The organism is Secundilactobacillus paracollinoides DSM 15502 = JCM 11969 (genome assembly GCF_001311135.1).
Classification (GTDB): Bacteria; Bacillota; Bacilli; order Lactobacillales; family Lactobacillaceae; genus Secundilactobacillus; species Secundilactobacillus paracollinoides.
The window spans coordinates 1-10,941 of record NZ_BBAG01000074.1 but is presented as its reverse complement, the minus strand read 5'-3'; the positions used below and the strand labels follow the sequence as shown (position 1 = coordinate 10,941).

Here is a 10,941-nt window from a genome sequence, read left to right as displayed (position 1 = left end):
AAACACTCTAAAGATTCCACCAATATACAATTCTTTTAATAACACAACAATGACTCCTGAAATGATAAATACTATCGGCATAATAAGTGAATATTTGGCTCCTTTTTCTCCAGATAAGTATTTTTGCCAAGCATATTTTAATCCAAGAGAACTAGAATTATCGAACTCTCTTAACTTGTTTAATGCAGATACACTGCACAATAACAAGAAAAATATTGGCAGCATAAATACACCTAAATGTATTAGATTAAAAAAGTCTCCAATTAGTAATGAACAGACTAGTAAATCAATAACTATAAGATCGCGATAAATTGGTTTTATTTGTCTCGTAACTTCTTCCTTTTCCAAAAACTCACGCATACCTGTATCCTCCTTTAACAAAGTATCTAGTGAAATATGGTAATAGTCACTCAACTTAATCAAGCTAGCGATGTCAGGATAAGTTTTTTCATTTTCCCAACTAGAAATAGTTTGTCTAGTAATAAAAAAATCTCTAGCAACTCGTTCCTGAGTAAGATTCAAGTCTGTTCTTGCGTTTTTTAGACGATCACCAAATTTCATATATACCCTCCTGATTTCAAAATAATTATGTTGATGAAACGCAAAAAGAGCAAGCAATGATTCTATGCTTGCTCTTTTATAGGCGTTATTTGCGACTATAGGCCCTAAAACTGCTTGCAGAATTGTAACTTGGTGGTTCTCTATTCAGTTACTAACTGTTGGACAGTGTCGGATATGTGGATTTGGGTCTTATACTTTTTAAGATCATGATTGTTAGTTGCTGTATTGCCCTTATGGTTTAACAAGGCATCTAGCGCTGCTATGTTGCTAACATAAGTCTGATTAATGTAGGTGCGAGGAACGATACGCGCAACTTTAACATAACTGCCCTTATGATAAGCCATCACATAAGGATCTTTGACCCCAGGATTAAGCCCCGTCGTTAAGGTTAATTTGGTCCATTCATTCCCCATCGTATTATCGGTGAACCAAGCGGTCCAGTAACCATTGGTTGCCTTATTGTTAGGCGAAATTTCTTTTTCATTAGGTAATTTAGTGTACCCGACTTTATAGGATAAAAACGGATCAAAGCGATCAATCGTCCCAATACCTTTATAATATCCCAAACATAAAATGCCAATACTAACCAGTGCTAGTGCGATCAAACTACCTAAACCAAAAGTCCAACGACGATAACGACTTTTAAGCTTAACATCATGATCTATCTGGATGGCCAAAGAGGGTTCTTTATCTTTTTTCATTGCAATCTCCTCGTTAAATAGAAGTTTTTCGAGTGAGATGTTAAACAAGTGACTCAAAGCATGCAGGGTCTCTAAATTTGGCATGTTCTTGCCAGTTTCCCAAGTTGAAACCGTTTGGCGGGTCACATGTAATTGTTGAGCTAACGCTTCTTGGGTTAAATTAGATTGCCTGCGCAAGGTCTTGATATCGTCTTTAAAGTTCAAATCTCACTCCTCCTAAATCATAATCAAGGTTCTAAGGCAATCCTAGCAAGAATTACTAGCATTAGTCACGCAAATGTTACTTGCACAACTGGATAGTTTGGTTAATGTCGTCAATAATATAATAATCGATAGACTGCACTTAAGTTTATGGAATTTCGTCGCTTGACAGTTTTTATCCCATTAGTATGGCACAAAAGGTACGCAAAGACGTAATGTTTACCACGCTTTAAAATGGTGCCTGTTTACAGTGGTGAAAATTATTAAAAAAGTGACTCATAAACGGATCAATGGGAAAATGCAATTTAGGAATGAGGATGGAAGATGAGTGTTTTCTAAAAATAATTCGGTGGTACTTCATCCTATGAGCTAAATTAAAAAAGGACGACGTGCTAAATCGATTTAGCACGTCGTCCTCACTCGTAATGTGGGGTATATTATGAGTAAATATTTTAATTCGGGCAAATATTTACTTCAAGGCACCAGAACGCTTATCAATACGATGTTCTGACCAGAAGTAAAGTGTGATAATTACGTAGCAGATAGCTGGAACGATGAATGAAAATTGCATTGAACCGGTAGCGTCAGAAACGATACCTTGAATCAATGGAATAATCGCACCACCAATCAGAGACATAACAATCAAAGCACCACCAGTTTCGGTATACTTCTTTTCTTTGATGGTATCCAAAGTGTGTGAGTAAATTGTTGGCCATGCTGGACCAAAGAAGAAGCTTGTTGCAATGGCTCCATACACAGCTGTTACGTTAGGAACAGTAAATGTAACAATCAATGCTAAAATCCCTAAGAATGAGAACCATGTTAGAACACCAGTACTTGAGAAGCGACTCATAAATGAATTAGCTACCAGTTTTCCAACGAACCAAGCAATGTAGCTCCAGACCATGAATGATGAAGCGTCACTGTCCGAGATATGCATCAAATTAAGAGCCAAGCGGATAGTAAATGACCAAACAGTGGTTTGCATACCAGCATAGATGAATTGAGCGCCGACACCCTTCATAAAGCGAGAGTTGGTTAACAAATACTTAACTGATTCGCCCAATTTAGGTTGCTCTTCAACGGCTTCTTTGGCGTCCTTGTTAGTCGCTTTTGAACGAGGCATGGGAGTAACAGCCAAAATAATGAGCATAACGACCAAAACAATGAGAATATACTTGTAAGGACGTAAGGTCATTTGAAGCATTTTTTCACCGTAGGCAACACGGGCAGCACCATGCATGCCAGCCATTTTGTCTGCTAAGTTGCCAACTTTACCAAAGATCAAATATTTTCCAAGTAAGATACCAGCGATATCGCCAAGTGGAACCAAGGTTTGAGAGATATTCAGGCGAATGGTTGAAAACTTTTTCGGTCCAAGCATTGAACTGTAAGTATCACATGAAGTTTCCAAGAAACTCAAGCCAACGGCAATAGCGAAAATAGCTACAAGGAACATGCTATAAGTTGCAATGCGAGAAGCAGGGAAGAATAGGGCACAGCCAATAATATAAAAAATTAAACCGGTCATAATAGCGAATTTATAAGTGTTCTTCTTAATAACTAGTGAAGCGGGAATGGCAATTAAGAAATAACCACCATAGAAGGCACTTTGAACAAAGGCAGTTGAAGCATCATTCAAAGAGAAAACGGTCTTGAACTGTGTAATTAGAATATCGTTCAGACTTGAGGCACAACCCCAAAGAGGGAAGATAAGAGAAACAACGATGAACTGGAAGATGGGGGTCTTAGTTAAGTACCCATCAGATAGTTGAGTCCATCCATGTTTTGATTCAGTGGATGCATCCATATTTTTAGCTCCTTCAGATAAAAGATTCAAAGTTTTGATCGAAACAAAGGAAAAAGGATTTACTAAAACTTTTTACCCACAAAGCGAATGAAATGTTGCTTAAAAAGTCACACCAGATTCAAGAATAATGTTTGAGAAAGCTGTCATTTCACCGGTTCTAATGAATGCGTGAGTTTTTGCGAGGTTCTTCTTAAGTTCTGAATGGGGCATGAATTCAACCTCTACATTAGGCAGCAAATCAGTAATTGCTTTCAATTGATCTGGATTGTCGGTTTTGATCTCATCAGCTAGGTAAATTTTCTGTACTTCGAGTTCACTCAAAACATTTTTGAGGACATCGATAAAACTTGGAATTTCCTTTGTTAATGCTAAATCAATCTTTTTTGTTCCCATTGGAACAGGCATCCCAGCATCACCAATGCTTAGCCAATCCATGTGACCCATACCAGCGATGACAGTAGATAACTCAGTGTTAATAACAGTTGTTTTTTTCATAATAGATTTTAGTACCTCCTTGCAATATAATTGAGATAAAACCATTTACTAAATTTATTGAACCAACAACCTGACTAGTACATTAGCACAAGTTGAAATCGCTTGCAAGAACTTCATTAAGGAGTTAGTGGATTATGACACATAAAACGACTATCAAAGAATTGGCTGCCGCCGCTGATGTATCAGTCACGACGGTATCTCAAATATTGAACGGAAAAAGTAATCGATTTAGTTTAGAAACAATTGACCGTGTCCAAAAGTTATCGAAAAAAATGAATTATGTTCCTAACTTTAATGCGCGCAACCTTATTTTGAATGAAGCAAAGTCCATTGGGGTTGTTGTTCCCAATATTGGAAACCCCTTTTTTAGCAGTTTTATTGACGGTATTCAACGAGTCTCTAGAGAGTTTGACTATTTACCCTTTAATTTTAGTGGCCACAACAATCCTAAACTTGAAGAATACTACGTTGAGCAGCTGATAGCTCGCGGAACAAACGGTCTAATTATTGCTAGTTCGTCGATTACCAAAGATACGATTAACGGTATTCTGAAAAAAAATCGTACACCTTATTTGCTTATGGATCAAAATCCTCTTTCAGACGGTGATCAGGTCAGAACAAGTGATAAGGTAGGGGGACATCTAGTTGCTAAGTACTTACTTTCAATGGGACATAAAAAAATTGTTATTATAGTTCCAGATGATGCGACTGATAACATTAAATTACGCATTACTGGGTTTAAAGAAGAGTTAACTGATCAAAATATTAATCCTGATGAAACGGTTTCTATTATTTTTACGCCACTAACGAAACTGGGCGGGTATGATGTGGCTGGTGCGGTCATAGACAGTGGTGCATCTGCTGTTTTTGCAGTCAATGATGAGATGGCCATCGGATTGTATCGCGGTTTAAAAAATTTAGGTATAGAAGTACCCAGAGATATTTCTGTAATGGGATACGATGGTATCGACCTAGGCACTTACGTAGAACCGGCACTTACAACCATTCAACAACCCATTGCGAGAATGGGGGAATTGGCCATGCAATTGTTAATTAATAGAATTAACAATCCAGACATTAATCATCAAGTTGTGGAGCTTCCAGTAAGACTAATACAGCGGGAAAGTGTCGTTAATATCTCGACTATTTGATAAATGTTCTCCTTGAAAACGATTTCTGATAGTGCTAGCATGTCTATTTGTTAAGATAACAACAAATAGATTTTTAAAGTAAAACCTTTTAGCACAAATTGTTGACCAACACCTATTAAACAATTTATAAGAGGAGTTCAAAACATGTCAAATAAAGTAACAGTATTAGGGAGTATTAACGTTGATACTACATCCACTATTGAACATATTCCATTACCTGGTGAAACAATTGCCAGCCTGAAACGCAGTAGTGCCGCAGGTGGTAAAGGTGCGAACCAAGCAATTGCAGCAGTTCGTGCTGGTGCGGAAGTCACTTTTATCGGCAAAGTCGGTAAGGATGACTCTGGTCGTTACATGATTGATTGTTTAAATGAAGATCACGTTAATACAAAAAAAATCACCGAAGATAATATGGCGGGTACTGGAGCAGCAACTATCCTTTTAGATGAAAAGGGTCAGAATAGCATCATCGTTTATGGGGGTGCTAATCAGCGCGTAACAAAAGAGGATGTTGATGCTGCTTCTGACGAAATTAAGTCGTCAGATTTTGTGGTGGCACAATTTGAAACACCACAAGAGGCCGCATTGGAAATGTTTAAGGTTGCTAAGGATAACGGGGTTACGACTATTTTGAATCCAGCACCAGCGGCAACAATCTTACCAGAGCTTTTAAAAGTTACTGATGTTATTGTGCCCAACGAAACAGAGAGTGCTACTTTAACTGGGATTGAGATCACTGATGAAGCCTCTATGCTTGCTAACTATGAGGCTTTCAAGAAGCTTGGTGTTGCCAGCTTGATCATTACAGTTGGAGACAAAGGTGCTTTTTATGCTAATGAAAGTGGTCACGAGTTTTTACCAGCCTTTAAGGTTAAGCCTGTAGATACTACAGCTGCCGGGGATACTTTTATCGGGGCGCTGAGCTCACAATTGAAGCCAGATTTTAGTAACATGACAGATGCAATTAATTTTGCACAGCACGCTAGTTCATTAACTGTACAAAAAATGGGTGCAATGCCTTCTATTCCGATGCTGGCTGATATTGAAGCTGTAGCTAAATAGCTTTGTTCGTTGGGAGGTATACAAGTGGATCAAAATGCATTAAAGAAACTTGTTGGTGAAGAGTCTGCAAAATATGTGAAGAATAATATGGTTGTTGGGTTAGGGAGCGGCACCACAGTGCAGTTTCTTGTTGATGCCCTTGGAAACCGAGTTAAGAATGAAAAGCTTAATATTACTTGTGTTTCAACTTCAAATTTCACTGCAGACCACGCCTCAAATCTTGGAATAATAGTTAAGTCAATTGATGATGTGATGCAGGTTGATCTAACGATTGATGGCGCAGATGAAATTGATAGTAATTTCAATGGTATAAAGGGTGGAGGAGCCGCTCATCTTTGGGAAAAGATAGTTGCTACTAATTCTAAAAAAAATATGTGGATTGTTGATGAAAGTAAAATGGTTAACCAACTAGGCACTTTTCCCTTACCCTTGGAAGTCATTCCCTTTGGATCAAGCCATGTTTATGACAAATTAGATGCTAAAGGTTATCATCCTGAGTTTCGGACAAAAGATGGTAACCGTGTCTTGACTGATTCCAAAAATGAGATTATTGATTTACATTTAGGTAAAATCAACCATCCTTTCCAGTTAGCTGACGAACTGATAAAGATGGTTGGCGTGGTAGAACACGGGTTGTTTTTGAATATTGTTAATTATGTTATAGTTGGCACTCAACATGGTATAGAAAAATTAACACGTCCAGGCGATCAATTCCCAAAGTAATGAAAAGACAACTCATTTATAAAGTGGGCTGTCTTTTCGTAAATCATTTTCGGCTGTGAAATTTCTGGTATTGGTGGTCACGCCAATGCCAGTTTTTTATTGTTTTATTCCATCATAAAAGGACGCTATGTCCTCACATGGTACGATTAAATCACCACAAATCAATTGAAAGTGAGGAAAACATAGTGTCCCTAGATAATGATGGCTGTAAAATTTCTGGTATTGGTGTGACCACCAATACCAGAAATTTCTGCTCTATGATATTTGGTGTTGATGGATAAAATCCATCGACGCCTTTTTTGTAAAACAAAATAAAAAGACATACTGCCCTGTGCTACAATCAAGTCGACGAAAACCAATTGAAAGCGAGTGAACAGTATGTCCCAAGACCAGTCTACTAAACTTTTACTTCAAATTAAAGATAAAAATATAACTCATTTGCATGTTAGTGATACTAAGCGCGATGCGCTTAGAGTTTATGGAACTCTTTCCTACAAGCTTAATGTTTGTCCGTATTGTGCTCAACGACAGGTCGTTTGTAATGGCCATAAAACAGCATATGTTAGACTGCCAAACGTTAGCGAGCGCACCGTTATTTTGATTCTTCGCAAACAACGTTTTCGCTGCAAAGCATGTGGCAAAATTAGCATCGCCAACTTGGGTAATAATGGTGGTTTCTTCATACTCGTACGGATCAGCAAACATCGCTAACGTTGTTCTTAAAACCAGGTCGTAGACTTGTTGCTGTAATTTAGGCAAGCTGGCTAGTTTTTCTTTCGTCGGCACGACTTTAGTCATGATAATGGCGTAGTGTTCTTCAACCTTTTTTCCATTAACATAGCGCTTATTTGGGGTGGTATTGGTTAAAGCGACTGGCTTAGAGACCAAACCCAGATACTTCGTCAGATTAGCCACTAAATAATCAAATTCTTCATCAGTGATATAAGCACAATCGGTGCGGGGATAACTGAGCAGTTTGTCTTCGTATAAGCTTTGAATAGCCGCTAAGGTTTGGCTGGCGCTGGCGTGATAACGTTTATTCATGGCACTTTGGAGACTAGATAGCGAGAATAGTTGGGGACTAGCTCGTTTTTTGCCTTGCTTTTGGACGTCTTGATAAAACCGTCCTGTGAGCCTTTCTGAACGTGTTTAGCTTGCATGAATGTCATTAGCCCTGCTTCGTCTTTAAATCGCTGATAGGGGTCTAATTTTGCGACAAATTTTTGCTGATTGGCTAAAATTTCCGCATTTAGTTCAAAATAGGGTTCCGGCTTAAAGTTTTTGATTGCCTGGTCTCTTTGATAGACCATATACAAGGTTGGCGTCTGCACGCGACCAATTGAGTACACCCCGCGTACCCCGTTTTGTCTTAATAACAAAGTATATAAGGGACTACCATTCATACCGATCAACCAATCACTAATTTGACGGGTTTGGGCTTCTTTATAAGCCAAATAGTCTTTGTGCCAGTCACCAAGATTTTTAAAGCCGGTAATAATGGCGTCTTTTTCCAAACTATTCAGCCATAGACGCTTAATGGTCTTCTTTTTAACGTCAATCTGGGCTTGGCTCATGATCGACCAGGCAATATTAGAACCCTCTCGGCCACTATCGGTGGCAACAATAATGGTATCGGCCTTCGTTAACAGTCTTTGACGACCTTGAATTGAGCTTTTTTACTAGCTGACACCACAAACTTGTATTTGTTGGGGAAAATCGGTAAATTAGATAGGGCCCATTGCTGATATTTCTGATCATATTTATCCGGTGTGGCTAGTTCAACTAAATGTCCGAGACCATACGTGACAAGCGTATTATCGGGCAAAACAGGGTCACTAACCGTATAGTAACCCTGTTTTTTGTGCGCTTTTGAAAGGCTTGGACGTATGAACGGGCTTGACTAGGTTTTTCAGCTAAGATAACAGTGGTCATGTTCGTTCACTCCTTATGATTCAGCTTTTGTTATACCTTGTTCTGCCACTTTTAACCAGGCTTAACGGTGCAATTTTTATTTCGATTACAAGTGCATGCCCCCATCTTCATGCCGATTACGAGTTTGGTGTTGCCGCTGCTTTTTCGTCATTTCCCACTCGGTTTCTTTCAGTCCACGTTCTTGCTTTTGCCGTTGGTAATCTTCATCACGAGCATATAGAACAGTCATGATCGCATCACTAAAGGCCGTCTTTAAGTAATAGTCTGGACTAACTGGCTTATAATTTAGCGGTTGATAATGCCCCATATTTGCTTTTCTGTACTGGTCGTCCTTGGCTTGTTGCCTTTTAACTGCTTTTGGATTTTCTCGATTTGGCTGTTCTTAATCGTTGGATCGACTTTGCATTCGCCAAAAAAGAGTTGTTTAGTGCCATCATGCTTTAAAACCCGTTGTAAGTGATGATTTTCTAACTGATCTAAGCTAAGCTGTCCCGACAAATAAGCTAACCCTAATTGATGTTCTTGGGTACTGAAAACCTGTGGTGGATTTGATTGCCATTGTTCCATTGTTTCGACTTTTAATGGCTTTAAAGTTGGATCATAGTACATCACGCTGTATAAGCCTGTTCCTGTTTAGTCAATGGCAATCCATCTAAATCGCCTTTGGGAAAGGCCCTTCTTAAAACTTCCTGGTATTGCGTTTGAATAACTTGCTTAACAGCCATGATTGTTCGCAAATCTTTGACTGCGCGAGTAATCTTTTGCTGTTCGATTGGTGAATATTTCTCTAGTAACCCTTGATCGACGTGTTCTAGACTTTCTAAGTTATCGTCATGAATCATCAGCGTATATTTCAGTTCGATTTTGACTTCCTTTTCCTGTTGCATTAATAACTTCCAGCCAACGTATGGCCGTTTGGTAAAGGTCAATAATTGTTGTGTCAACAAATCATCACGAATGTTCATTAAACGTTCGTTTAATTCACTACCCTTGAAAACTGTTTGTTCGCTATTGGTTTCCTTAATTAATTCTCGTCTTTCAGCTTGCGTGGTCTGTTCAAAATTAAGCTCTGGATAAAGTTTTTTCGTCGTGCGGTCGACCACTTTATTTAAGAGTTCATCTGCTTTTTTGAGTGAGCTTTCTTGTTGGTTAATTGTCAATAATTGTTTAGTCACATCTTCACCAACCGCATGTTTAATTAAGGTACTGTTTTTCCAATTAAATAGCATGCGCCGCTTATCATCTAAGTTCTCCAAACTGATATAAGTTTTCAGTTCATGGCTTAGCTCTTTAACTACCCGTTTTTCATTAAACGAGAAGTGTTTACTTAGGCTATCTAAATGACCTCTATTGATTGCTTTTTCTTGGTTGTTTTTATAACTGGCTTTGGCCTTGCGATAGTCCTTAACTTGTTGATTAAATTCTTTTCTTTCATGCCGCTTACTATTGATTCCCTCATGTTGAGTTGGAACTTCATCTATTCCTTGATTTTCAAAGGATTTTTCGCTGATCCGATCGGGAATATTTTTTTGCTCTAAAACTTGATTGACACTAACCGCCCAATTGTGCCGCCATTCAGTTATTTTTTCTTTTTTATCCCAATCAACCAACCAAATTTTTCGGTTTCTTACATTCCCTGCAGGGTCTTAGTTTTATTACCATGACTATCTAAAATGTATTCGGTTTTTGTTTTCTGTCCCCAAGTACCATCGGGGTTAAATGGGCGATTGGTTAACATCACATGAGCGTGCGGATTATCTGGGTGGTCGCGATGAATTGCCACGTCAGCTACCATACCTTGATCGACAAAATTTTTTTGCACATATTTTGTCAGTAATTCTTTCTGTTCGGATTCACTTAATTCTACCGGTAAAGCCACGTTAAACTCTTTTGCATACCGTGAGTTTGATTTACGATCTTTCTTTTCAACTTCATTCCACAACTGCTCTCGATCACTGGCCCATTCTGGTGCATTTTTTGGCGTCAAAATAAAGCTTTCTGGCATAACCGATCGGGCATAAAAATAGTGGCGACCTTCCTTATCATCAAATAGCTTTTCACCACTTCGATAAGCGGCACTGGCAATCGCACTTCGTCCTTTACCAGCACTAATATTACTAAAACTCATGTGAAAAATTGCCATGTCGGTCACCACCTTTATTTGGGTTTATGGGTTTGATTTTGTTGTCGCCATCGGCGACTTCTAATACAGGTTTTAATGGGTTTAGCACAACGTCATCAAAGATGACGTGTAAGTGCGCATTGACCTAGTTTCACTCGGTCTTATGATTCTCTTAACTTTAAC

General features: G+C 38.6%; 8 protein-coding genes and 2 pseudogenes. 4 read left to right on the top strand and 6 right to left on the bottom strand.

Annotation, left to right across the window (positions count from 1 at the left end; translation table 11 throughout):
- From JCM11969_RS14725 to rbsD, 4 genes are all read right to left on the bottom strand, one after another.
- Positions 1-561, bottom strand: a 561-nt coding sequence (locus tag JCM11969_RS14725) for a helix-turn-helix domain-containing protein (RefSeq protein ID WP_054712327.1), incomplete at its 3' end; no start/stop codon positions are given.
- A 140-nt stretch (positions 562-701) separates the two neighbouring features.
- Positions 702-1,466 (bottom strand): helix-turn-helix domain-containing protein, encoded by a 765-nt coding sequence (locus tag JCM11969_RS14720; RefSeq protein WP_054712325.1) that lies wholly within the window; start codon positions 1,464-1,466, stop codon positions 702-704.
- 466 nt (positions 1,467-1,932) lie between these two features.
- Positions 1,933-3,273 carry an L-fucose:H+ symporter permease gene (fucP, locus tag JCM11969_RS14715; protein ID WP_054712323.1) on the bottom strand — a complete coding sequence of 447 codons (1,341 nt, stop codon included), beginning with the start codon at positions 3,271-3,273 and terminating at the stop codon, positions 1,933-1,935.
- 99 nt (positions 3,274-3,372) lie between these two features.
- The gene (rbsD, locus tag JCM11969_RS14710; RefSeq protein ID WP_054712319.1) at positions 3,373-3,768 is read right to left on the bottom strand and encodes a D-ribose pyranase; all 396 of its coding nucleotides are present in this window, start codon (positions 3,766-3,768) and stop codon (positions 3,373-3,375) included.
- A gap of 134 nt (positions 3,769-3,902) precedes the next feature.
- Here rbsD and rbsR point away from each other — a divergent pair, with 134 nt between their 5' ends.
- From rbsR to JCM11969_RS17905, 4 genes are all read left to right on the top strand, one after another.
- The gene (gene rbsR / locus JCM11969_RS14705) at positions 3,903-4,919 is read left to right on the top strand and encodes a ribose utilization transcriptional repressor RbsR (protein WP_054712316.1); all 1,017 of its coding nucleotides are present in this window, start codon (positions 3,903-3,905) and stop codon (positions 4,917-4,919) included.
- Between the two features lie 144 nt (positions 4,920-5,063).
- Positions 5,064-5,981, top strand: a complete 918-nt coding sequence (gene rbsK, locus JCM11969_RS14700; protein WP_054712314.1) for a ribokinase — start codon at positions 5,064-5,066, stop codon at positions 5,979-5,981.
- A 24-nt stretch (positions 5,982-6,005) separates the two neighbouring features.
- A complete protein-coding gene (gene rpiA, locus JCM11969_RS14695) occupies positions 6,006-6,704 on the top strand; it encodes a ribose-5-phosphate isomerase RpiA (RefSeq protein ID WP_054712311.1) in 699 nt (232 codons plus the stop codon).
- A 378-nt stretch (positions 6,705-7,082) separates the two neighbouring features.
- Positions 7,083-7,415 (top strand): transposase family protein, encoded by a 333-nt coding sequence (locus JCM11969_RS17905; protein ID WP_225353331.1) that lies wholly within the window; start codon positions 7,083-7,085, stop codon positions 7,413-7,415.
- On the opposite strand, the pseudogene JCM11969_RS19365 reads toward JCM11969_RS17905, so the two are convergent.
- Positions 7,344-8,636: pseudogene (locus JCM11969_RS19365) on the bottom strand (DNA topoisomerase); the annotation flags it as partial. The gene JCM11969_RS17905 and the pseudogene JCM11969_RS19365 sit on opposite strands and share 72 nt — an antisense overlap.
- An 85-nt stretch (positions 8,637-8,721) precedes the next feature.
- Positions 8,722-10,779: pseudogene (gene mobQ / locus JCM11969_RS17295) on the bottom strand (MobQ family relaxase).
- Positions 10,780-10,941 lie beyond the last annotated feature (162 nt).

What these genes read in the sequence shown, in the direction of transcription:
- JCM11969_RS17905 (WP_225353331.1), top strand. Translation starts at nt 7,083, where the DNA reads ATGTCCCAAGACCAGTCTACTAAACTTTTACTTCAAATTAAAGATAAA.
- rbsK (WP_054712314.1), top strand. Translation starts at nt 5,064, where the DNA reads ATGTCAAATAAAGTAACAGTATTAGGGAGTATTAACGTTGATACTACA.
- rbsD (WP_054712319.1), bottom strand. Translation starts at nt 3,768, where the DNA reads ATGAAAAAAACAACTGTTATTAACACTGAGTTATCTACTGTCATCGCT.
- fucP (WP_054712323.1), bottom strand. Translation starts at nt 3,273, where the DNA reads ATGGATGCATCCACTGAATCAAAACATGGATGGACTCAACTATCTGAT.
- rbsR (WP_054712316.1), top strand. Translation starts at nt 3,903, where the DNA reads ATGACACATAAAACGACTATCAAAGAATTGGCTGCCGCCGCTGATGTA.